Origin of the sequence: Caproiciproducens lactatisolvens, from assembly GCF_052443335.1 — a bacterium.
GTDB lineage: Bacteria > Bacillota > Clostridia > Oscillospirales > Acutalibacteraceae > Caproiciproducens.
Genome location: NZ_CP195750.1, coordinates 2,629,037 through 2,649,799, shown reverse-complemented (window position 1 = coordinate 2,649,799; position 20,763 = coordinate 2,629,037). Strand labels below are relative to the sequence as shown.

25 protein-coding genes and 1 pseudogene are annotated in these 20,763 nt (G+C 47.8%); 16 read left to right on the top strand and 10 right to left on the bottom strand.

All coding sequences use genetic code 11. The features are described 5' to 3' along the window. Positions 1 to 7: 7 nt before the first annotated feature. From ACRQV7_RS12980 to ACRQV7_RS12950, 7 genes are all read right to left on the bottom strand, one after another. Positions 8 to 871: a DUF6551 family protein gene (locus tag ACRQV7_RS12980; protein WP_444658460.1), complete on the bottom strand. Its 864-nt coding sequence runs from the start codon at positions 869 to 871 to the stop codon at positions 8 to 10. Beyond that, positions 871 to 1,845: a hypothetical protein gene (locus ACRQV7_RS12975; protein WP_444658459.1), complete on the bottom strand. Its 975-nt coding sequence runs from the start codon at positions 1,843 to 1,845 to the stop codon at positions 871 to 873. The genes ACRQV7_RS12980 and ACRQV7_RS12975 overlap by 1 nt, the downstream gene beginning before the upstream one ends. Then, complete coding sequence (locus ACRQV7_RS12970) at positions 1,826 to 2,233, bottom strand: hypothetical protein (RefSeq protein WP_040660294.1); 408 nt, start codon at positions 2,231 to 2,233, stop codon at positions 1,826 to 1,828. Before ACRQV7_RS12970 ends, ACRQV7_RS12975 begins: the two co-directional genes overlap by 20 nt. Further along, on the bottom strand, positions 2,230 to 3,045 hold the full coding sequence (locus tag ACRQV7_RS12965) for a hypothetical protein (RefSeq protein ID WP_444658458.1): 816 nt from the start codon (positions 3,043 to 3,045) through the stop codon (positions 2,230 to 2,232). The genes ACRQV7_RS12970 and ACRQV7_RS12965 overlap by 4 nt, the downstream gene beginning before the upstream one ends. After that, positions 3,038 to 4,942, bottom strand: a complete 1,905-nt coding sequence (locus tag ACRQV7_RS12960; protein ID WP_444658457.1) for a recombinase family protein — start codon at positions 4,940 to 4,942, stop codon at positions 3,038 to 3,040. Before ACRQV7_RS12960 ends, ACRQV7_RS12965 begins: the two co-directional genes overlap by 8 nt. Then, positions 4,935 to 5,543, bottom strand: coding sequence for a recombinase family protein (locus tag ACRQV7_RS12955; protein ID WP_444658456.1), 609 nt, complete (start codon positions 5,541 to 5,543; stop codon positions 4,935 to 4,937). Before ACRQV7_RS12955 ends, ACRQV7_RS12960 begins: the two co-directional genes overlap by 8 nt. A gap of 147 nt (positions 5,544 to 5,690) precedes the next feature. Continuing rightward, a complete protein-coding gene (locus tag ACRQV7_RS12950) occupies positions 5,691 to 6,047 on the bottom strand; it encodes a helix-turn-helix domain-containing protein (RefSeq protein ID WP_444658455.1) in 357 nt (118 codons plus the stop codon). 145 nt (positions 6,048 to 6,192) lie between these two features. Between ACRQV7_RS12950 and ACRQV7_RS12945 the strand changes: the two genes are divergently transcribed. From ACRQV7_RS12945 to ACRQV7_RS12915, 7 genes are all read left to right on the top strand, one after another. After that, positions 6,193 to 6,555, top strand: a complete 363-nt coding sequence (locus tag ACRQV7_RS12945; RefSeq protein ID WP_444658454.1) for a helix-turn-helix domain-containing protein — start codon at positions 6,193 to 6,195, stop codon at positions 6,553 to 6,555. Between the two features lie 178 nt (positions 6,556 to 6,733). Next, entirely contained in the window at positions 6,734 to 7,450 is a 717-nt protein-coding gene (locus ACRQV7_RS12940; RefSeq protein WP_444658453.1) for a metallophosphoesterase, read from the top strand. Further along, on the top strand, positions 7,447 to 8,352 hold the full coding sequence (locus ACRQV7_RS12935) for a hypothetical protein (protein ID WP_444658452.1): 906 nt from the start codon (positions 7,447 to 7,449) through the stop codon (positions 8,350 to 8,352). Before ACRQV7_RS12940 ends, ACRQV7_RS12935 begins: the two co-directional genes overlap by 4 nt. Positions 8,353 to 8,410: 58 nt before the next feature. Continuing rightward, on the top strand, positions 8,411 to 8,623 hold the full coding sequence (locus ACRQV7_RS12930; protein ID WP_444658451.1) for a hypothetical protein: 213 nt from the start codon (positions 8,411 to 8,413) through the stop codon (positions 8,621 to 8,623). Next, positions 8,620 to 9,423: a metallophosphoesterase gene (locus ACRQV7_RS12925; protein WP_444660282.1), complete on the top strand. Its 804-nt coding sequence runs from the start codon at positions 8,620 to 8,622 to the stop codon at positions 9,421 to 9,423. Before ACRQV7_RS12930 ends, ACRQV7_RS12925 begins: the two co-directional genes overlap by 4 nt. 10 nt (positions 9,424 to 9,433) lie before the next feature. Continuing rightward, complete coding sequence (locus ACRQV7_RS12920; protein WP_444658450.1) at positions 9,434 to 9,745, top strand: hypothetical protein; 312 nt, start codon at positions 9,434 to 9,436, stop codon at positions 9,743 to 9,745. Between the two features lie 120 nt (positions 9,746 to 9,865). Next, positions 9,866 to 10,501 carry a hypothetical protein gene (locus ACRQV7_RS12915; RefSeq protein ID WP_444658449.1) on the top strand — a complete coding sequence of 212 codons (636 nt, stop codon included), beginning with the start codon at positions 9,866 to 9,868 and terminating at the stop codon, positions 10,499 to 10,501. 357 nt (positions 10,502 to 10,858) lie between these two features. Here ACRQV7_RS12915 and ACRQV7_RS12910 read toward each other — a convergent pair whose 3' ends face one another. Then, positions 10,859 to 11,227: a helix-turn-helix domain-containing protein gene (locus tag ACRQV7_RS12910; RefSeq protein WP_444658448.1), complete on the bottom strand. Its 369-nt coding sequence runs from the start codon at positions 11,225 to 11,227 to the stop codon at positions 10,859 to 10,861. Positions 11,228 to 11,340: 113 nt separating this feature from the next. On the opposite strand from ACRQV7_RS12910, the gene ACRQV7_RS12905 reads away from it, so the two are divergent. The 4 genes from ACRQV7_RS12905 to ACRQV7_RS12890 all read left to right on the top strand — a co-directional run bounded on the left by ACRQV7_RS12905 (position 11,341) and on the right by ACRQV7_RS12890 (position 15,047). Further along, positions 11,341 to 11,715 (top strand): hypothetical protein, encoded by a 375-nt coding sequence (locus tag ACRQV7_RS12905; RefSeq protein WP_444658447.1) that lies wholly within the window; start codon positions 11,341 to 11,343, stop codon positions 11,713 to 11,715. A gap of 418 nt (positions 11,716 to 12,133) precedes the next feature. Then, a complete protein-coding gene (locus ACRQV7_RS12900) occupies positions 12,134 to 13,045 on the top strand; it encodes an ABC-three component system protein (protein WP_444658446.1) in 912 nt (303 codons plus the stop codon). After that, positions 13,042 to 13,290 carry an ABC-three component system middle component 6 gene (locus tag ACRQV7_RS12895; protein WP_444658445.1) on the top strand — a complete coding sequence of 83 codons (249 nt, stop codon included), beginning with the start codon at positions 13,042 to 13,044 and terminating at the stop codon, positions 13,288 to 13,290. The genes ACRQV7_RS12900 and ACRQV7_RS12895 overlap by 4 nt, the downstream gene beginning before the upstream one ends. Beyond that, positions 13,287 to 15,047, top strand: a complete 1,761-nt coding sequence (locus tag ACRQV7_RS12890) for an ABC-three component system protein (RefSeq protein ID WP_444658444.1) — start codon at positions 13,287 to 13,289, stop codon at positions 15,045 to 15,047. The genes ACRQV7_RS12895 and ACRQV7_RS12890 overlap by 4 nt, the downstream gene beginning before the upstream one ends. A 243-nt stretch (positions 15,048 to 15,290) precedes the next feature. On the opposite strand, the gene ACRQV7_RS12885 is transcribed toward ACRQV7_RS12890, so the two are convergent. Together ACRQV7_RS12885 and ACRQV7_RS12880 are read right to left on the bottom strand one after the other, a co-directional pair. Next, the gene (locus tag ACRQV7_RS12885) at positions 15,291 to 16,724 is read right to left on the bottom strand and encodes a recombinase family protein (RefSeq protein WP_444658443.1); all 1,434 of its coding nucleotides are present in this window, start codon (positions 16,722 to 16,724) and stop codon (positions 15,291 to 15,293) included. Positions 16,725 to 16,930: 206 nt separating this feature from the next. Further along, the gene (locus ACRQV7_RS12880) at positions 16,931 to 17,449 is read right to left on the bottom strand and encodes a helix-turn-helix domain-containing protein (RefSeq protein ID WP_444658442.1); all 519 of its coding nucleotides are present in this window, start codon (positions 17,447 to 17,449) and stop codon (positions 16,931 to 16,933) included. Between the two features lie 142 nt (positions 17,450 to 17,591). Here ACRQV7_RS12880 and ACRQV7_RS12875 point away from each other — a divergent pair, with 142 nt between their 5' ends. The 5 genes and pseudogenes from ACRQV7_RS12875 to ACRQV7_RS12855 all read left to right on the top strand — a co-directional run bounded on the left by ACRQV7_RS12875 (position 17,592) and on the right by ACRQV7_RS12855 (position 20,696). Beyond that, positions 17,592 to 17,792 carry a helix-turn-helix transcriptional regulator gene (locus ACRQV7_RS12875; RefSeq protein WP_444658441.1) on the top strand — a complete coding sequence of 67 codons (201 nt, stop codon included), beginning with the start codon at positions 17,592 to 17,594 and terminating at the stop codon, positions 17,790 to 17,792. A 118-nt stretch (positions 17,793 to 17,910) separates the two neighbouring features. Next, positions 17,911 to 18,710, top strand: a pseudogene (locus tag ACRQV7_RS12870) (sigma 54-interacting transcriptional regulator); the annotation flags it as partial. Then, complete coding sequence (locus ACRQV7_RS12865; RefSeq protein WP_444660281.1) at positions 18,708 to 18,932, top strand: hypothetical protein; 225 nt, start codon at positions 18,708 to 18,710, stop codon at positions 18,930 to 18,932. The pseudogene ACRQV7_RS12870 and the gene ACRQV7_RS12865, both read left to right, overlap by 3 nt. After that, positions 18,926 to 19,174 carry a helix-turn-helix domain-containing protein gene (locus ACRQV7_RS12860; protein ID WP_444658440.1) on the top strand — a complete coding sequence of 83 codons (249 nt, stop codon included), beginning with the start codon at positions 18,926 to 18,928 and terminating at the stop codon, positions 19,172 to 19,174. The genes ACRQV7_RS12865 and ACRQV7_RS12860 overlap by 7 nt, the downstream gene beginning before the upstream one ends. Before the next feature lie 385 nt (positions 19,175 to 19,559). After that, positions 19,560 to 20,696, top strand: coding sequence for an ROK family transcriptional regulator (locus ACRQV7_RS12855; RefSeq protein ID WP_444658439.1), 1,137 nt, complete (start codon positions 19,560 to 19,562; stop codon positions 20,694 to 20,696). The last annotated feature ends 67 nt before the right edge of the window (positions 20,697 to 20,763 follow it).

The following is a 20,763-nucleotide window of genomic DNA, read 5'->3' as shown; positions in this document are numbered from 1 at the left end:
CCAGTTTTTATTCTTCCACGGTTTCCGCTTCGTCCATTTCATCATCCGGTAGATCGACGTCGACATCCAGCGCGTCGCTCGTGCCGAGATTTTTCTCATAGAGTTTATTCCAAACCAGAGGATATTTACATTTCCTGTTATATGCAACAAGCATGGCCTCTGCAAATCCGAGGGAACCCGGACGCCGTTCTTTTGCGTTGCGGGTGAGCTGTTTGACCGAGGTAGCGCCGACTCGCTCCTTGAAAAGCTCGTCCTTCAGCTTGTCCCCATAGGTATTCACAAGCCTTGCGACACCGTTCAGGAAGTTGGCGCACAGCGAATTCATATCTCCCTCCCACGTCCCCGCGCACAGACGCAGGGTACGGTCTAATACATGGTAGCCAAACTTATCGTAGATCCCTTCCAGCGCGGATACGGCACAGATCACACCGTAGCCTTTTACCTGTCCGATGGATAGAGAATACGATTCTACCAAATCCCTGATGATGAGCTGCTTATCGCTCCCGGCCTCAATGTTGGCCATGAACACCTCGTAGGGTTTCAGCGGCTTTACGAACTTCATCTGATTGGCAAAGACAAACGCTTCGTTCTCATAATTCAAATCGTCGTATATCATGCACCAGACCGGCGTATCCCGTGACCCCGAAACGAGCGCCACGATCTCGATGGTATGCTGGCCGTTAAAGACATAATTTGAACCTTCCCGGCAGCTAACCTTGACCGGATTGATCTGGTACAAATCGAAGTGTTCTGCGGCGTTCTGCACATGACGCCATGACAGGTTCCTCTGGTACTCCTGATTAGAAACCAAGTTCTTTATTGGGATCAGTTCAAAATGAACATGGGGGACGAACATACTATAATCGGGCATCAGGAGTCCTCCTTTATCGCGCGGATCATCTCCTGCGCTTTGCTCTGCAGCGACAGCAAGGCATCTTCAAGCCGTCTCTTCGCTGACGGCGAAACGGTACGCAAGTCCGCAGCGGCTTTTGTTCGATCAATAGAGCTCGTCCACGAGGGGATCGTGAGCGTTAGCCCAGTGACCTCCGCATCAGGATCAAATGTGGGCATCGTCTTTATTACGGGTAATTCTGGAGGCTTCGGCCCCGGCTTTTGCGCCGGTTCATCGGTGAAATCCTTCCGCGACTCGCTGTATCGAATGAATGGCGCCGCCCCATGCCCGACTTTCTGACTCAGCTTCCGCACTTCCTCAGCCTCCATCATTGACAGCGCAACGACATTGTCGTGTGAAATCTTGTAATTGCCGGACAAGATCTGTGGAACCAGTTCCGGCGCTTTATCTGCAATCGTGTCCAGTGCGGCGCTGTATTTCCCGTATTTCTGTACAGCTCCCGAGGAAACGTGATATTTTGTGCCGAGCCGGTTTGCGGTGCGCCGGCCGCTTTCCCTGCGTTCCTTGCCGCTCATATCGCTGGGCTCGTCTATCTCGTCATAATCGTCTGCTCTCGTGTACTGGTTATGCCCATCCGTGTTTCTGCGAAAGCCGACGATCTTCTCTGCTTCATATTGCCGGCCAATCAGATACTTGCGGGTTTCCTCCGTAATGTTCCGGCGGCCGAGCTGATTATTGCATATCCAGACGATGGCGTCCTCTCGACTGTCGAACTCGATCTCCTGAACCGCATACGGGATATGAAGCCGATTGCAAATCTCGTAGCGGTTGTGCCCATCGACAAGGACATCATTCCATACTATGATCGGGTCACGGCATCCATCCAGAACGAGGTTCGCCTCAAGCTGGGCATACTCATCGCGGCGCAGCGGCCTTATCAATGTTTTGAATTCAGCGTCAATGCAAAGCTCTCTATACCCCTTGTCCATCATTGAGTTTCCTCCGCTCGATCCGCTTCAGTGTACGCAAAGAAAAATAAGCCACCCGATTCACCTGGTCAATCTCACCTGTAAGGCGGTAGTTATATTCACGGTCCAACACGCCGAAGATGCTATATATGCCGTCGAGCAGCGCGGCGCTGTAGAACTCGACAGACAGCTTGCCATCCAGACGCGAGTTCGGTATCTTGACCCTGTTTGCAGTTCCACCGGATAGCGGAATCTCAGAACCGAGGATCGCAATATAAAGTTCCTCCGGATTGATCAGAAACTGGATATACGCCGGATCTCCGAGCGCGCGTAGCGTCGCCCTATATATTCGAATCCGATTTCTTTTCATATCAAGGGTGAGGTTCGCAACCATTTCTGTCTTGCTGCTCATACATCAGAACCTCCCGGCGCATTGTTATTTGCCGCTTCAACCGGGTGTGCATCAGATGTCGCGCCCTCGGTTTCCACAGTTGTAGTCACGCTGTTTTCCTTAATGCCATAGACGGCGTACCCCTCAAAGATATTGACCTGCATTGAGTTGCGATGTTCCTTAAAAGGCAATCCGAACTGGTTCTGCCAGCCTTCCGGAAAGACGGGAGTGCGGGAGGTCTTGGGTTTCTCACCATCCTTGAACACGCGCTGGTATACCTCGGTAGCCGACAGGTCAAAGGCAATAAGGTATTCATCGTTTGCGTGGATAACCTTCCCAAGCAGCTTGTATCGGTAATCCGTGTTCCAGTCCATGAGGGAAAACACCTTCACAAAGAACAGACGGCAGGTGATCTGCCGTGGCTTTCTCCTGGTCGAGCCGGGGACGCACCACGAAAAGGCGTCACGTTCCTCCTCTCTGCACGGACGGATAGCAAGGATCTTGCTGTCACTGTTGACCAGCACCTGCACATAGTCCACAGATGGGAACCTGCTCAAGCACGCGGCATTGACATACACCTTGAAATTATTGAAGGTGATGGACGGCTCGTTGGTATGCGCGAAGAACTCGCGGCGAACCACCTGATAGCCCTCATAATCGAACTCGCCGCCCAGCTCAATCACATCACCGTCAACGGGAGTCGAGTTGGGGGACTGCTCGTCGACTTCTTCTCGCAGGGTGAAGGCCGTGTCGCTGTCGGGGGTTGCCTCCTGAAGATGCTGCAGCATATCCGAAAGAACCCCCTGCGTCTGTCCGTTGTTCAAATCATTCATTTGTTTTCTCCTCCAATTCACCTCTGCTCAGTTCCTGTGTGATGAAGCACTTGAGTTCGTCAAATCCCGTAACATGGATTTTTTCGCCTGTTTCGAATAACTGGCCCTCCAAGCGTATCTTCCAATCGTTTTCGCTCTGCGACTCGACGGGCGGAAAAATGTGCTGATGCAGGTAGTATTGGTTTCCAAAAGAACTCATCCATTCCCGCGGCACAGCCCGCACCCTTGTTCCGGATACCGAGAGAGGCTTGATTTCATCTTTTGGAGCATCGGACTCTGCTGCGCCTGCCATCAGGTAGGGCTTGATAAAGACTTCGGCATCGCTCATATTAAACAAATAGACGGCCTCATTTTCCTTTTGAAAGAGAGTCCCAGTAACACGATATTTAAAATCTGAGTTCCATCCAAATATCTGATACAGCGTGTCCATATATGCCGCACAGGAAATGGTCTTGGGATAGTAAATCCCATTTGACACCCGCGAGCAGGCCACAGCGTGGCGGCTGTCCTTGGCTGCAGTTCTGACGGCGAACTTCATCTCTGGCGGGTTCACAAGAAACTCTACCATATTGTTTTTACCAAGCTTCCTAACGCAATCAGTGCTGAACTTAATCTGCTTATCTTGGAAAACCGCATACGGGCGGCGGTGGGAATCAAAGAACTCGGAGCGGGTGATTTCAAACCCGCGCATATCAAAGTCGCCGGCCTCCACGGCAACATGGATTTCCGGCTCTTCCTCGATATAGCCCTCGGTATCTTCCGCGCCATCGGAAGGTTTCAGGCTGGCGGCAGCCTGAAAGTAATCCGGCGCCTTGAAGCCAGCCCAACGGGGATTGATCGTGACATAGCCTCGCAAAAGGCCGCTGTCAATTACCCGGAGTTCGGGGAGTATAGACTTACTTCCGTATTTCGCGTTATTCAGCAGGTGCTGGACAGCTATGTAATCATCCCTTGATACGATGGCTTCGTGATGGTTTCGATAGACACTCTGCGGCCTGTCGCCTTTGTTTTTCCTTGACTTGTGATTCAGGTAGTTCGGAGTGAAAGTCTTTCTTGTCAGAACCTCTCCGCAATGCCTTTCATTGCGAAGTACCTGAACAATCGAGTTGGAAGTCCAAGTAACATTTCCAAGATAGGTTTTTCGCCCCAGCTCAGTCAGAGCCTCCGCGATTTCCGTAGTTGAGTAACCATAGAGATACATGAAAAAGATGAGCTTTACCGTTGACTGCTCATCTGGGTTAATGACCAGTTTTCCGTCTGCATCATGGGAATACCCCAGAAGCTTCGGCGTCAATGGAAGTCCGCCGTCGAGCCGCATACGAAGCGAGGTCTCCATGCTGCGGCTTCGGATGTGCGACTCCTCCTGCGCCATGGTCGCCTGAAAGGACAGTGCCATCTGAGAGTCATCCTTCAGGGAGAAAATGCACTCGCTCTCAAAGAATACGCCGACCGGGTGTGTGAGCTCGGCCAGCGTTCGCACCATGCTGATACAGTCAACGACATTTCGGGCAAATCTGGAAACGCTCTTGGTTATGATCATGTCAATCTTCCCAGCGCGACAGTCGGAAATCATCCGGTTGAACTCGTCCCTGTGTGCCAGCGAAGTCCCGCTTATCCCTTCATCTGCGTAGATTTTCACCAGCGTCCAGTTTGGATGATGGACTACAAACTCTTCATAATACTTCTTTTGCAGTTCGTAGGACGAGGTCTGCTGGATGTTATCTGTCGAAACACGGGCATACACGGCGACACGCTGCGGAACATCATTGTCATAGTAATCGATCTGCTTCTTAGCCGGTATGAACTCGTAGTTGTTCGGATCAACCTCGGCATAAACCCTTCTGTGGACACGCGCCTTTTGCTCCGCTAATTTCTGTTTTTTGCTCTGATCAATCATGGAGTAAACCTCTCATATCGAGAGCATCGTCGGGCAGCAGTTGCCAATCAGGGACAGGGAGAAAAAACGGGTCTTTCAAATCCTCCTGATAGTATGAAGCCAGAGTGTAGATGTCCTCAGAAATAAAGTAGATGCCAACTGGTTTCTCGAGCGAGGCAAGTATCCTCGCGCAGAAGCTGAGTTCCGTTTGCTTCTTGGAAACATTGCTCGCCTTTTGGGTAATAATGAGGTCGAGCTTTCCCTCGTAACAGTCCTGAAGGAGCCTCGACCATTCCTCGGCTGTTTCCATGTTCGGCGCGGTTCCACCCTCATCCACATAGAAACCGACAAACTCCCAGTTAGGGCAGAGACCGATGGTATCCAGAAACTGCTGTTTGTGAAACGCGAGGTAGTCCTCGTGTTTTGTCTGGTTAAAATAGCGGATATAGACCGCAACCTTGAAGTGATGCTTCGGTAGGGGGCGTTCATGCTTAATGCTCTTAAGCCATGCACGATGCTCTGCGATTTGCGTCTGCTGCTCGGCCTCTTTTTCGAATACGAAGTCAAAAGACGGCATGACTTCGAGATCAGCGTCATCGGCTCGTTTTATCAGATCAGACATAGAATCCCTCCGGAACATAGTGTTTTCTTGAAAATTATATAAACTGGAGGCTAAGAAAGAAATAAACCAGAAGTCAAGATGTTGACCTCTGGTTTAGATTTGAAATAAAAAAACGGATTGGATCACTCCAACCCGCTTTGATAGATGTTATTCTTCTTCTTTTTTACACATGGTCTGCTTCAGTTCCCGAACGATTTTCAAGATGGAATCCATCTGCGATGGAGTACAGTCATTAAGGATCTCCGAAAACTCGCTCTCATAGAGGCTCGTTACGCCCGGCACATTCGGTCGGAGCAATGAATCGGCGGACACCTGCAAGGCTTCAGCAATCCGAATGAACGAGGTGAGCATCATATTGCTTTTCCCAAGCTCTATGTCGCTGATATGCGGCAAGGAAATGTTGGACTTCACCGCCAGCTCCGCTTGGCTCATACCGTTCTTAATCCGAGCCTCTCTGATCCGTGAGCCGATCACCTGACTCTCTGTTGTATCGCGCCCTGCCATCGCCTCACCCCTCTCGACTTAATCCACAGACTATTTTATAATCTGAATTATATCAACTGCGGGCTAAATTGATATAAAGAGAGGATTATCATATAGCCTTGACATTATAATGGAACCGACATTTTTTATTTTGGAGGTTCTTATTATGAGTCTAAACTATCGCGCCATCGGGCACAGGATCATGATTATCAGAAAGCGACACCACATATCCCAGCTGGACTTTTCGGAGCTGATAGACAAATCTCCCACTTATGTCAGCTACATAGAAAACGGGAAAAAGAGCATGAGCCTCGACACCTTCGTACAAATTGCAAACGCGCTGGACATCCCGGCGGACATTCTCCTTGCTGAGCAGCTCACCGGCTCCGTCATGGCTGCCAGTCAAGAGATCACGATGCTCCTGACAGATTGCAGCGATTATGAAAGGATGGTCATCACCGACACGGTAAAAGCAATGAAAACATCGCTGCGCGACCACAAATCCATCCTGACACGCACGGATCGATAAGAATTTTAGCGCACCTCGCGGAGAAAACAATCGACCGGGAGTCATGGTTTTGACTGCTGGTTTATTTTTGCGCAGTTTCATAGTGAATATGTTTTTGGAAAAGTGATTATGTTTTCTGTGTGTCCAAGATTTCGGGCAGATAGGCTGATATAATAGTCGCGGAAAGGTTGCGATCCAAATGGTTTACTTTACTGGGGACACTCACGGTTCGGCATTCGAGGTTGTGCGGTTCTGCAAGCGGTTCAATCTGACGGCTGCCGATACCGTCGTGATCCTCGGCGATGTAGGAGCGAACTTCTGCCTTGATGAGCGTGACATAGCGATGAAAACGGTGCTCCACCGCCTCAAGCCGACGATCCTCTGCATCCACGGAAATCATGAAATAAGACCGGCCAACATCCCGTCCTATATCACGAAGGACTGGAACGGCGGCACGGTCTGGTTTGAGGAGACATTTCCCAATATCCTGTTTGCACGGGACGGCGATATCTATACGCTGGAAGGGCTTGAATACCTCGTCATCGGCGGAGCATACAGCGTGGACAAGTTCTACCGGCTTTCACGCGGGTACGGTTGGTGGGAGGATGAACAGCCCTCCGACGAGATCAAAGCATATGTTGAGCAGCAAATTGCGGAGAAGCACTTTGATGTGATCCTCTCACATACCTGTCCTTTCAAGTATGAGCCGACAGAGGTATTCCTGCCCATGATCGACCAGAGCACCGTTGACGACAGTACCGAACACTGGCTTGACAATATTGAGGAAGCGGTCGAGTACAAGGCATGGTTCTGCGGACACTGGCACATTGATAAGCGCGTCGACAAAATGCACTTTCTGTATCACGGGTTTGAATCCGCTGAACAGTTCGATGCGGGAGGTGGATGCGGTTCATGAGGGACGGGTTCAAGAATCCTCTCTATACAGTAGAAATCCGAGTGTTCAAAGATCATCACCTCCGTTACATCGAAAGCAATGACGGGACTCTGTTCTCCGGACATCGCAGAACGAAAATACTGGCGCAGGATCTGCCTGAATGGTACATCTACGGACGGTACTACAAATGCTGGGGTTATATGTCCACCAAGGGCATTACCGATTTGCTGTATGTCCCGAATAAGTTCGTGAATCATTTTTTGAAGGACGACTGGCTGTACATCTCATATGGGGGCAAAATCACAGAAACTGTGCCGCCGGAAGACGGCTCCTACTACGACAGATACACAGGATACGACGAAACGGTATGGGGCCCGGAGATCATCGATATCTTGCAGGGGGCTCGGCTCTATTCGGACTACGACATATCAGGCATCATCCGGCAGATCAAGGAAAAGAAGGACTGGCTGATCCATGAATACCCGGATGAGTTTGGCCCGGAGCGATGGAGCTTCGATGTTGACAGGCGCTTTGCCGCGGCGTTAGAGAACGGCCACCTGCCAAAGTTCTACGCGCTGACGCTGAATGACTATTTCAGTCCGAGCTTCGTCTCCGGCACAAAGCGCTACTACGGCACGATGGATGAGATCAAAGCGTTTATCGATGCTCTGGACTATGAGAAGCACAAGTCCACCGTTGACACTTTCAGAGAGTTCACCGATGGCAACGCGATGGCAGTTCATAATGTGGCGTATATTGAACGCCCCCTGCTCGAGTCCGTGACAGTGATCACAAGCGCATTCCTGTATCTTATAGATGAGGAATGGGAGTTCAAAAACATATGGGGCTGCATATACAAGATGCGCGTAAAGAGCGCTTATAGTCCTATGCCCGATACGCTGGATCGAGTGTACCTACGATGACGATTTCGGCTGTATTATCAACAGCGCACTCCGCTACGCCATCGGGCGACACACCTATATGCCCTCTGTGGTCATGGATTTTGTCCGAAAGTACATCGGAGTGCTGGACACCAAGACCATCTCCGTCATGATCAAGGACATTGAGCGAGAAGCGGAATATGAAACTCTCGACAAGCGAATCGGTTGGCTTGCGCTGCGAGATGATCTGAAAGCTCACTATGAGACGATGCTCCGGAAAAGCATTGGCGGAAATGAGAACGAAAACGGATAAAGGAGGCATCTGTTCTGCAAAAAGTATTCTTTACAAGCGACCTGCACTTTGGGCATGAAAATGTGCTTCGCTTCGATAACCGACCATTTGCCTCCGTTGAGGAGATGGACGCAGAGCTTGTGCGCCGCTGGAATGCAAAGGTGGGCAAGGGCGATCTCGTATATGTCCTCGGAGACCTGATCTGGAAATCCAGAAACGGCGACGCACACAACCTGATAAAGAGCCTGAACGGTCAGATCATTCTCCTCAAAGGAAACCACGACCGCTTCCTTCATAACGCCCAGGCGAAAGCGGCTCTCGCGGGTATAAAGGACTATGACGATATCTGCGTGACCTTGGAGGACGGTTCCGCTCGCCGGTGCATTCTGAGTCACTACTTCATTCCATTGTACAACGGACACCGACATCAGGCGATCCACCTTCACGGCCACTCTCACTTCACCGATGAAGCAGATCTGGAGCGAAAGATGGCGAAGGAACTGAACGAGAGCGGCTTCAAGAATGAGATTTACAATGTCGGCTGTATGTACTGGAACTATGAGCCTGTGACGCTGGACGAGATCCTGCGCCAGAAAGCGCAAAGCGCGGAACCAGCGTATGAAACGGTTGAGTTCACGATTGACTCCGACTTGTACGAGCAAGCCGGGGAAATCCTCAAACGTTATGGTTTGACTCATGAGGAAGCGACCCTGCTCTTCTTCAAGGAAACCGTCCGGCTGGGCAGAATCCCCTTTGATTACACGCAGGAAGATCTGCTGGAGGCCAAGTGTCTCAGCGGTGAGGTGGATGATGGAGAATGAAGTGGCTTTATTGACCAAGAGAACCTTCTGTCAAGCGCTGCGGATGATCAGAGAACAGGACGCTATCAATGAAGAAGTCGCGGCAGCGCTGGACAAAGTCTCGGGCGGCGTTGACACATTCGGCTGTGATAATAAGTGGTTTGAAGCGCTGTTGATGGTTCTCAAAGAAGCGGTCAACGATCAATACGATTATATCGGTTGGTGGCTTTACGAGGCAACTGACGATTACAAGGTATGGGAAAACTATGATGACGGCAGAGAATGGTGCCTGAAAGAGCCGGAGGCACTCTATGACTACATCGTTACGGAGTGCCAAGACTGAACAATCGGCTCTGTACCGTACATTGTGGGTGGATAAAGAGTAAACTGGCGGTTCAATGACAACAGGCGCCCCCCGCGCTACAATACGATCAAAAAATATCAAACGATAGGAGTGAAAGATATGAACCTGAAAGAAGCGTTCCGATACCAGAACAAGCTGCAGGCTCTCATGGATGAGGCACAGAGTCTGCTCGGCAGGGACTCCAATGTGACCAAGGTGCAGAACACCTATCTTCGCAAGAAGGTCATGGCAGAGGCTGAGAATGAAACCACGATCGATGTTCCCCCCACTGAATACTGCGAGCAGATCACTGATGTGGTCGGATTTCTGCTGTATCTCCTTGATAAGCATGAGGCGCTTGCCAAGGGCATCCGCGCCGCCAAGAACGGTCTTCCCATCGATATGGACAGCGAGGTCAGCCTGAACAGCAGACGGCAGCACATCGCCGCCACTTTCCAGCATATGTCCGAGCTCAGAAGCTCCGAGGTGAACGTACCCAACGGCGGTGTGGGTTACCGCTTCAACACTGACGGCAATCAGGTCTCCTACAAATGCGATGTCAAGCGCGTGACCACGATCAACTTCGACCGGAATGTGATCCGGAAACATCTGGCGGAGATGAACCGTAAAGCCGACTCTGTCTCTGCGGAGCTGGATCGCTGCATGGTTAACGCTAAAGTGGACTTCGAGCCGCCTTTCGATGTCAACGACAGCTTCGCGGATGTGTTCGCCGCATACCTCGGGAAGCAGGAATAACCTGCTCCCGAGCGTCAGACCGACTGTTTTGGGTACGGCAGGATAAGGATGCGCCGAGATCGGTTCAGGTGCAGATGAACTATAACGCTGCATAATGCTTAAATCGCTCCATAACAGGAGCTTCAATAAAAGGATGAAAACTGATTCTTGTCAAATCAGATATACAATCAGGCATCCTACGTTTTGAGCTTCAACCGACGCTCCGTCACGCTTTCGCTTTCCGCGAATCCGTCTTCCCAACCTGCCAAACAAACATCTCCATAAATGGCATGAAAAGCCGATGAAATAACTTCTATTGCCTTCGGGCAACTCATTGTCGGGCAACTGCAGCCGCAGGTTGCGTCCTCGGACAACTCCTCAAGCCCAGGCGCTCGAATAAATGGTCGAAGCAATTTCGGACTTCTGCCGTATCCAAAACAGCCGGTCTACTATATAAATGGCTGAGCAGCAGGCATCAGCCTGCTGCTCAAGAACTATCATGTTCAGTTGTGGCCTTGCTGATACCAGGATCTCATCCATGGGCACATCCAGCAAAGCGCCAAGAGCGTACAGGTTATCAACGGACGGAAGGCTTTTGCCGCGCTGCCACTTGTAAATCGCTTGCGGCTCTTCAAAGCCAAAGAACGCTTGCAGATCCCGAACAGACAGACCGCGCTCCTGCCGGAGCCTGACGATGTTCTCGCCGGTCGCCACGGGATCAATGACGGGGTATTGATTCTGCTGCATAGCTTTCGCCTCCAAAATTGTAGTTTTCCGAAGGAAGTATTTCAGAATAGCGGAAACTCGTCGAAAAAGCAAGCCTTTTTTGGATTTGTAACATAATTGTTGAAGGAGCCGCCATGCAGGAAGAACTGAAAAACTATTTGAGCCTTGAACGCTTTTCTCTCAGGCATAAGTATTATGTATTTCTCGACGCTGGTGACTATCTTGCGGACGGCCTGTTCATCAAGCATCAGGTGACTGTTAAATTCATGCAGGAATATGGTCGGGATGACTCGCCGTACCGCACGATCTTCTGCCGCATCAATAAAAAGGACGAGAACGCATTCCATGAAGCCCTGAGAGAACTGCCGAACAAGATGCTCCTGTGCGGTTACCCCGACTACCCGGCACGGTGCCGAGACTTTATTGAGCAGGTCGTAAACCAGAAATCAAAGGAAAGGATGTGCTCACATGATTCGGATGACGCCTCTGCAAAAGCAGAGCAAGCGTGAGCAGAAGGAATACCATGCCAAGCAGCGCGGCAGTTGGAACGGTCTCTGCCCTGTGACGCGCACTGTTCCGAACGGAAAGGGATATGACAGAAACAGAGATAAACGATGCCTTATAGAGCGCGAGCTGATTGACAAGAAGCTTTATCAAAAAAAAGCTGGTAAAGCTTCGGAATGATTTAAAAGTGCATTATTCCGAAATGCTTTTGGAGAGGGCGATGCCTGACAGTGGGCACGACTCACAGGTTAAGTAAAGGAAAACCCAAATTCAAGTGGTCTTTTAAATAAACAATATGCATCGTGCACCATTTGGCTATCACGGAAACCAGTTATTTGCAGTTTTTTATTGAGAAACTTTACTCAATGATTTATAATCAAGTTGGGTTTTCGTATCCATTTTGAAAGTGTGGTGCAGATGTCTATGGATAGCATGGAACGTGCCTTTTATGATATGAAGTTTGACTTGTTGTTTCAATCTAAAACCGCAAATGAGTTCCAGTCATTCTTTAGTAAAATCATGAGTGCACGATATCCTGGGGATTTTGTTGCTACACGGCCCTGGGGTCAGTTGGGTGACCAAAAATGCGATGGCTATATTCTAAGTACAGGCACTTTCTATCAAGTTTATGCGCCAGAGGAATTGGATTATAAATCTACTACTGAGAAGATGAAAACGGACTTTGCTGGTGCACTTGATAAATGGGGTAAAAAAATTCAAACGTGGGTGTTCGTGCACAATGCCAAGGTTGGGGTGCCTCCGCATGTTTTGCAGCAGTTAACGACATTTCAAGCCGAGCACAAAGAAATTAAGTTTGCTCATTTAGGAAAAGACGAGTTGAAAGCGGCACTTTTTGAGACCGCCGAACAATATGTCCGTGATGTTCTTGGCGCTGTCCCTACATATTCAGATGTAAACAATCTGTCGATGGAATCAATAAAGAGAACACTTTTGGGCGTATCAATGACATCGGCGCCGTTGCCAGGTGAGGTTAAACCGGTTTCTCAAAAGAAGCTTGAAGCAAATGGACTTTCCAGCGCGACAAAACAGTTGTTTGAAGCGGGAATGATAAAGAGTAATCTGATTGAATTATTCTTTAAACAATGGCACGACCCAAGTCTCGAAGAAAAAACGGCATCTGAAATGAACAGAATTTATAAAGCTGCAGTTAACGATTGTGTCTCGCCTGATGATGTCTTTCAACGAATATTTACTACTATATGCGGCACAGATTATGGAAATCCAACAGCGATGATTTCTGCGCTTACCATTATGGCTTATTTTTTCCAGACATGTGATATCTTCGAGCAACCAAGAGAGGGGGACGCAATATGATATTGCCTACTAAGCATTTACGGAGCGAGTCCTCTCTTATTTATGTTGGAGGAATAATCCAAAATATACTTTCCTCAGGTTCCATGTCTGTAGATCAATTATGGCGTAGCACTAAAGCTTTATATGGTGAGTATACACAGGACTGCGATATTACATATGATTGGTTCGTATTAGCCCTGTCTATGCTGTATGAGATTGGAAACATCGCACTGGTTAATGACAGGATTGTTGGAGGTGCGTCATGATAAAGAGAGTCTTTTCGACGCATTCAAAATTTAAGGCACCTTCCTTTGACCCCGGAATGAATTTGCTGATAGTGGATAAAACTGAACAGTCTACTGTTAAACAGACACGAAATTCCGCTGGAAAATCCAGCTTAATTGAGATTATTAATTTTGTTTTTGGGGCTGACAATGATAAGGGGGCTTTCTATAATAAAGAGGCATTTGAAAGTGATTTGTTTAGTGTAGAGATGGAATATAGCGGGGTTACCTTCGTCGCATCAAGAGGTGCGGCAAAAAAGAATCGGATCTATTTTAACAAGAGAATCGATATCGACCTAAAGCTTGATATTGACTTAGAAGAAGACGCGGAAATAAAGCTCTTTTTCTCGAGCGTTAATGACTGGAAAAAGGTATTGGGCAGATATTTCTTTTCAATATCAACAGTGGACACAACTTCGAAGTACAACCCCTCATTTCGTTCTCTTTTTTCATATTTTGTCCGTAGAGAGCCGGCCGGGGGGATGTTGGAACCCAAGAAAAATGCTCGCCAGCAGCAGTCATATGATGAACAGATAAATTTATCTTTTCTGTTCGGGTTAGACTGGACACTATCCAGCGAGTTTCAAGTTATTAGGGATAAAGAAAAGGCATTAAAAGAACTGAAAAAATCGTTAAAACAAGGTTATTTAGATGCTGTTGTTGATGCGCCCGCAAATTTGAGATCGCAAATTGCTATCCTTGAAGGAAAGGTTTCTGAAATGCAGGCGAATCTTCGGACTTTCAACTTGCTGCCCGAGTATCGACAATATGAAAATGAACTTACAAAAATCGGAATAGAGCTCAGGACATGTATTGATAAAAACACAATTGAAAATGAGTTGTTAGATTCATTGGCGACTTCAATTGAAGAGGCATCCAGCCCAGACTACGATTCACTTCAACAACTATATCAAGAGTCCCTACAGGTTTTCCCTGATATAGTAAAAAAGCGGTTTGATGAAGTTCAGGCCTTTCATGATTCAGTTGTCAGAAACCGCAAGTTGTATCTGCAGTCTGAAATTGAGAGAGTAAAAGCAAATATATCTGCTCGCAATAGCAAAATAACTGATTTGACTCAACGCCAGACCTTTATAATGGACTTACTTCAAACACACGGAGCATTGGAACAATATAATAAACTTAACTCCGACTTGCTTAAAAAGCAGGCTGAGCTTGAAGATTTAAAAAAGCGGTTGAAAACTGCGACGGATATTGAAGATGCACAGCCGCGACTGGATATGGAGCGTGCAGCACTAACCTTAAAAATTGGGCAGAATATTCAAGAAAACTCTGTTTTTATAAATAAAGCAATACAGCGCTTCGAAAGTATATCTTCAACTTTATTTGAGCAGACAGGGCTGTTGACCGTAGAAAACACAGCTAATGGTATTGCAATTGACGTATCGAAACAAGGAGACAAAAGCAAGGGCATTAAGTCTATGCAAATCTATTGTTTCGATATGACACTGATCTCTTTACTCAGAGAACAAGGCTCAAATATTGATTTCCTTGTACACGATAGCCATTTGTTCGATCCAGTAGATTCAAGACAAGTCGCTCACGCACTGGTAACAGGTGCAGAATTTGCACGTAAATATAATTTCCAATATATTATTACAATGAACTCCGACCAGATACCATACGACTATTTGCCAAAGGATTTTGATATTGGTTCGATGATCGTTTCGCCACGTTTAACTGATAAAGACGACGGTGGCTTATTTGGGTTCCGCTTTTAACTTACAGCATTATATTTTTCTTATGGCCACGCGGTAAGAAAGATGGCCACTGTCTATTGGACCAACATTATGTAATTCTCCGCCAACGCCATTGTAAGTGAAGAGATTATCAAATCGATATCTTTTTCGCATGCACTAAAAATCAGCTATATTAAGAGAAGAGTTAAGGCCCGGACGGGATAAAGCAGCGAGTAGAAAATCCGCAAACCATTGAAAACAAAGATCTTTTGCCTATTATCTCAATTACCGCGACCCGCCATGATTACCTAAGACCGTTTTTAACGTACTTGTTACGCTGAAAACGGTCTTTTCTTTTATGTCTATGCGCTCAATCAGCAAGTGAACCGCTTTATCATCCGGGCTGGCTTTCAATGCGTTCAGCCATGCGGTGATCTGTTCCACAGTGAAGTCTTTCGGCGGCTCCGTGGTCTGCAGGGCGGCGATTTCCTCTTTCAGGCTCTGCATCTGTTTGCCAATATCTGCAATGATGTCAGCGGGCAGCGTGGCACCGGACAGGTTTTTCATGAGGGTATCATACTGCTTCTGCTTTTTCGCTATCCGTTTAGAAAGAACGGCCTTGAATTCGTCCATGCGGCCCTGTTCACCGTTCTGGTACTGACGCAGGGCGAGCATAATTTTTTGTTGATTCTCAGGGGAAAGCAGATCATGCAGATAGTCAGTAGCAGCCTTGTCCACTTCGTCCATGTGAATTACCGGCGCACCGCATTTCTTAGAGCAATAGAAATAGTGGTATTCGTGGCCTTTACGCCTTGACTTCATGCCGTGCATCTTTGCACCGCATTCGCAATATACAAGCCCGCTGCACAGGTACCCTGCTTTCGCGCCTGTCTGCTTCCGTTCTGACATAATCTTTTGCACCTCCATAAATTTCGCCTTGCTGATAATTATCGGCAAGGCGCTTTCTATTCTTATCGCGTTCGGTTTATCCCGCCGATCTGCGCGCCGTGCTTCCTCCTGCGGGCTATAAACATACACCCCGGTATATTTTTCATTCCGCAGCATTTCGTAAACCTGAGGGTATCTGATGGCCTTGCCGCGTTTCCCTTTAATACCCCGCGCTTCCATCTCCTGAAGAATTTCGGTGAATCCCTGGCGATTCATAGCGGCATCAAACAGCTTGCGTACATAGACCGCTTCCAACTCATTTATGACATATTGCTGATTTACCACGTCATAGCCAAACGGGGCCACACCGCCGTTGTGGAGCCCTTTTAGAGCCGTTTCCTTGTGGCCTTTCTTTACCTCTGAGGATAGATTATCCAGGTAGTATTCCGAAAGGCTCCACATGAGCGCGCGCATGATCTTCGCTTCGTTGCTGGTGCCAAAGTCTTGCGCTGCAGCGATCAACGAAACGCCTAAGCTGCTGAGCTTCTTTTCAAGGTTGACGTGTTCGCCAAGATTACGCGCTATGCGGTCGTATTTATGAATCAGAATGGTGTCAAAGGTTCCCTTCTCAGCGTCCCGGAGCATCTTCTGATACTGCTTCCGGCTGGCCGTTGCGGCGCCCTTACCGCTGATCGCTTCATCCGCATAGATATTCACGATCTGGAACCCCTTTGCGGCCGCGTAATCCCGACAGGCGCGCACCTGAGCCTCTATGCTATCTTCTGTTTGCTTGTCCGATGAGTATCGAGCATAAATTACCGCATTGCGCATAGGTCGCGCCTCCTTTCTGAGGGAACAGGTTCGATTTCAAATCGCACCTGTTAAACTTCTGGGCCGAAGTCTAATATTTTAGAAACCGACGGATTGGGGGAAAAATTCCCCTCAGTGAGGACGGGGAACTTTTGACCAGTCCAAAATTAGATTGGTTACAACGTGCTCAAATTTGAGCGGCTATTTCACTTTTTTGTGAAAAACCTTTATTTGCCCTCTGACGGCTTCTTTCCCTTCTGATAGTCTGGTATCTTAGCCAAGTCTTCTACTTGCTCCACAGCCTTCTTCTGACCTTTATCGTTGAGGCTGCTGAAATGTATTAAAAGGTCTTGTTGACGCTTGTCCTCATCAAGAGCGGAACTGCTGACGGGTCCTTTTAGATTCCACTGCGGCTTCCCATCCTTACCCAAGACCACATCGCCGCTTTTTATCAAGGCGGTTATTTCTGCCGGTTGCATTTCGCCAAGATGCCCTTTTTTACTTTCTAATATCATTTGCCTTGCGACTGCATTCTGAAGATCTTCTTGTGATTTAAAGCCCAGGAGTTCCAGTACAGAGACATTAAGTGCGGCAGATATTTTTTCTAAGATAGCCATTTTAGGCTCGCGCTGTCCTAATTCGTATCTACTTATAGCCGCCGCTGTTGTGTTCGTGGCTTTAGCAAGCTGGGCCATTGTAATTCCTTTATCGGTTCTAATCTTTCGTATCCGATCACCAAGATTCATCCGATCACACCTTCCTTTGTCAATATTATAAACACAAATTCACCGATTTGTCAAAATATTTTTAAAAATCTATTGACATTGTTCACCAATTCGGTTAATATGTGTATAGATTAACCGTAACGGTGAAAGGATGGTGAAAAACGTGCAGATCAACAATTCAAGGCTACAGCTTGCTATGGCAAAGCAAGGCTATAATGTTTCCACGCTTGCCGAGGCGTCAAAAATATCTCGGCAATCCCTTTCTTATATTTTGCATGGGAAGGATTGCCGGCCTGACACTGCGGCAAAAATCGCAGACGGGCTCAGAATCCCTATTGAAGACCTTATTGAAAGCAAGGTGTAAAGCATGGCAAATGACACACTACATATCCCCGTCAAGGCCGTAATGCTTCGGCACCCGGATGGAAGCTATAGCATAGACCCAATACATAGCGAATACCATCCTGATTGTCAATCGTGTAATGGAGGAACTGCTGGGGAAATCGGAATCGGAAATTGTCGGCAAGCAGTTGGACGATGAGCTTGCTGACATCGACATCAATGCCATAGAAAGCATATTGAAGGGAGAAAGGGATAATTATTCCACTTCGATTAGGATCCGAAGAAATCCTTTACTTCTTTGTGTTGCGCCGATCCGGTGCGACCAGGTAATTACCGGCGCGATCCTTTCCTGCAGCAAAATCAAAAATGTTTCGCAATTCATGGATAAAAATATACACAATATGTATCTGTCCGGACGGATCGCACAGCTTGATTTTGGCGCTTTAAGGACGCTGGAGCCCCAATTGAGGCAAAGCATTGAACTGGGAAAAAAATATGCGCTGTCAAAGAACCCTGTCCTCCTTCATGGGGAAGAAGGAACGGAAAAGGAGCTTTTTGCCCAGTGCATCCACAATCACAGCGCAAGAAGAATTTCCCGTTTTTGATGGTGAATTGCAGTTCCATGGGCAACAGAGAGCAATACGGTTATCTTTTTGGGAGTACTGCCAGTTCTGACGGCGGGGAGGGGGGCGCAAGCGGCATCCTTCAGAAATGCAATTTTGGCACGGTCTATATCGGCGAGATTGAACGGCTGGATTTTGCCAGTCAGTATGGGCTTTACAGGACAATATGTTATCAGGGACTCATGCCGGGCAATCTGAACGGTGAAAAGAGTTATGATGTCCGCATCATCGCGGGGACACATCGGGATCTTAGCCTGCTTGTAAAAAACGGGACGTTTAGAAAGGACCTGTATTACAGTCTCAATGCGCTTACGTTGAATATTCCACCGATCCGCGAAAGAAAAGAGGATATTGAAAAAATGGTAAAACAGTATCTGAAGCAATTCACGGAGAAATATCCCACACATCTCACACTGACGGACGAAGCGATGGCCGTCATTCTGGAATACGGATGGGAAGGAAACCTGATTCAGCTGGAAAATTTTTGTGAAAGACTTTTTATTACGACTTACAAAAAAATATCGATCAGGTTATGGTGACAGGTTTACTGGAGGAATTATATCCTGAAATAAAAGTTTCCAACGGAGAAAAGCACGTTATCGTGTACAAATATCCGGAAGTGTCCGACATTGTAGAGCTTTTGAAAAAATGCGGCGGAAACCACAAAGCGGTTGCCAGGGAGATGGGCATCAGTACCACAACACTGTGGAGAAAGATGAAAAAATACGGAATCGCCAACAATTACGAATACGAGCCACCAAATACGGAGGGAAGGCCTTAAGACCAATAATTTATAATTGCGCTTCATAGTAATCTATGGTAACTTGAACTTCGGATTGGCACTATATAAGCATAGGCATGCACCAGCAGCTGGTGATGTTTGTGCTTATTTTTTTATAATAAGAGGAATCATGGTCTGGTGTGCTTTTCATTGCATTTCGCATCCGTAACATAATCCACCGGTCACCCCCTTATTATGAGCATTCGGTTTAGCCGGTTGAAACCATACGGTTTAAAGGAAGTCTATCGTATGTCTTTTTCACCTCTCATTTTGTTCGTGTCCCTAAAGCGGCGGGATTTTACCGCGTTCAAATAATGATTGACAAATCAGGAAATAGATAGTGTAATATATAAAACACTTTTGCAAAAGATGGAGAGTAAATAGTATGAAAGATTTAAAAATGCCTGCTACCGAAAGACGCAGGCTGACGCGCAACAGTATTTACAATTTTATTTATGAATCCGAAACGCCGCCCTCCAAACAGGAAATCGCACAGCAGCTGAAGCTGAGCCTTCCGACCGTCCACCAGAATATCACAGAACTGCTGAACGCCGGATTAATTCGGGTGGGACAGATACAGAAATCCACGGGAGGCCGCCGCCCGGTTGGGTATTCCGTCGTCAGCAATCTCAAGTTTGCGGTGGGAATTTCAATCACTGCGGATAAACTGCGCTTTCTCGCGTCAGATTTAAAGCAGGAAGAACTGGCCTATCAGAAAATCGAGATGGGGTCGTTAAAAGGAGACGATATCGGCAGGCTGATCAGGGATGAACTGGAGATCTTTTTTGACAAGAATCGGCTGGACCGCAGCCAGCTGCTGGGTGTCGGAATCACGCTGCCGGCGGTTCTGGATGAAGAAAAGGACGAAGTGAAACTGTCGCCGACCCTGCGAATGCGTGATATCAGTCTTGGTACGATCCGGGAGCCGATCCCCTATCCGACCTACATTGAAAACGACGGGACCAGCGGCGGATTTGCCGAATGGTTTGAATCGCGAAATGCTGTGAGCAGCGATATTGCCTATCTTTATTTGGAAAACGGCGTCGGCGGGGCGGTTTTCATCAATGGGGCGCCGTATTTTGGGAAGAACAAAAGAAGCGGGGAGTTCGGCCATATGTGCGTGGAACCGGGCGGGCTTCCCTGCAACTGCGGAAAAAAAGGCTGTCTGGAGGCTTATTGTTCGGCGCTGCGGATTAGTGCGAAGCTTGGAATCACGGTTGAGGAATTTTTTGAAGATCTTGAAAAGGGAAATCCGGAATATCAGGCGCTTTGGCAGGACCTTCTGGAGCATCTGTCCGTCGGGATCAACAATATTCGCATGGCGCTGGACTGTGACGTGATTCTGGGGGGATTTCTTGCCCAATATCTGGAACCATATATGCCGGAACTAAGAAGAATGGTCTCGGAAAGAAATACGTTTGAGGACAATGCGGAATACGTCAGATTGTGCCGTTATCCGCGCAGAGCCGATATGATGGGCGTAGCCTGGCACTATATCAAAGAGTATATTGAGAACATCTGATTCGTGCTTAATGTATAAAAACAACAAAATAATATTGGACAGTATTTCTAAAAAGTAGAAAATAGAC

Excerpts from the sequence above, each read along its gene's own strand:
- ACRQV7_RS12980 (WP_444658460.1), bottom strand. The coding sequence starts at position 871 with ATGCCCGATTATAGTATGTTCGTCCCCCATGTTCATTTTGAACTGATC.
- ACRQV7_RS12975 (WP_444658459.1), bottom strand. The coding sequence starts at position 1,845 with ATGATGGACAAGGGGTATAGAGAGCTTTGCATTGACGCTGAATTCAAA.
- ACRQV7_RS12970 (WP_040660294.1), bottom strand. The coding sequence starts at position 2,233 with ATGAGCAGCAAGACAGAAATGGTTGCGAACCTCACCCTTGATATGAAA.
- ACRQV7_RS12965 (WP_444658458.1), bottom strand. The coding sequence starts at position 3,045 with ATGAATGATTTGAACAACGGACAGACGCAGGGGGTTCTTTCGGATATG.
- ACRQV7_RS12960 (WP_444658457.1), bottom strand. The coding sequence starts at position 4,942 with ATGATTGATCAGAGCAAAAAACAGAAATTAGCGGAGCAAAAGGCGCGT.
- ACRQV7_RS12955 (WP_444658456.1), bottom strand. The coding sequence starts at position 5,543 with ATGTCTGATCTGATAAAACGAGCCGATGACGCTGATCTCGAAGTCATG.
- ACRQV7_RS12950 (WP_444658455.1), bottom strand. The coding sequence starts at position 6,047 with ATGGCAGGGCGCGATACAACAGAGAGTCAGGTGATCGGCTCACGGATC.
- ACRQV7_RS12945 (WP_444658454.1), top strand. The coding sequence starts at position 6,193 with ATGAGTCTAAACTATCGCGCCATCGGGCACAGGATCATGATTATCAGA.
- ACRQV7_RS12940 (WP_444658453.1), top strand. The coding sequence starts at position 6,734 with ATGGTTTACTTTACTGGGGACACTCACGGTTCGGCATTCGAGGTTGTG.
- ACRQV7_RS12935 (WP_444658452.1), top strand. The coding sequence starts at position 7,447 with ATGAGGGACGGGTTCAAGAATCCTCTCTATACAGTAGAAATCCGAGTG.
- ACRQV7_RS12930 (WP_444658451.1), top strand. The coding sequence starts at position 8,411 with ATGCCCTCTGTGGTCATGGATTTTGTCCGAAAGTACATCGGAGTGCTG.
- ACRQV7_RS12915 (WP_444658449.1), top strand. The coding sequence starts at position 9,866 with ATGAACCTGAAAGAAGCGTTCCGATACCAGAACAAGCTGCAGGCTCTC.
- ACRQV7_RS12910 (WP_444658448.1), bottom strand. The coding sequence starts at position 11,227 with ATGCAGCAGAATCAATACCCCGTCATTGATCCCGTGGCGACCGGCGAG.
- ACRQV7_RS12905 (WP_444658447.1), top strand. The coding sequence starts at position 11,341 with ATGCAGGAAGAACTGAAAAACTATTTGAGCCTTGAACGCTTTTCTCTC.
- ACRQV7_RS12900 (WP_444658446.1), top strand. The coding sequence starts at position 12,134 with ATGGATAGCATGGAACGTGCCTTTTATGATATGAAGTTTGACTTGTTG.
- ACRQV7_RS12895 (WP_444658445.1), top strand. The coding sequence starts at position 13,042 with ATGATATTGCCTACTAAGCATTTACGGAGCGAGTCCTCTCTTATTTAT.
- ACRQV7_RS12890 (WP_444658444.1), top strand. The coding sequence starts at position 13,287 with ATGATAAAGAGAGTCTTTTCGACGCATTCAAAATTTAAGGCACCTTCC.
- ACRQV7_RS12885 (WP_444658443.1), bottom strand. The coding sequence starts at position 16,724 with ATGCGCAATGCGGTAATTTATGCTCGATACTCATCGGACAAGCAAACA.
- ACRQV7_RS12880 (WP_444658442.1), bottom strand. The coding sequence starts at position 17,449 with ATGAATCTTGGTGATCGGATACGAAAGATTAGAACCGATAAAGGAATT.
- ACRQV7_RS12860 (WP_444658440.1), top strand. The coding sequence starts at position 18,926 with ATGGTGACAGGTTTACTGGAGGAATTATATCCTGAAATAAAAGTTTCC.
- ACRQV7_RS12855 (WP_444658439.1), top strand. The coding sequence starts at position 19,560 with ATGAAAGATTTAAAAATGCCTGCTACCGAAAGACGCAGGCTGACGCGC.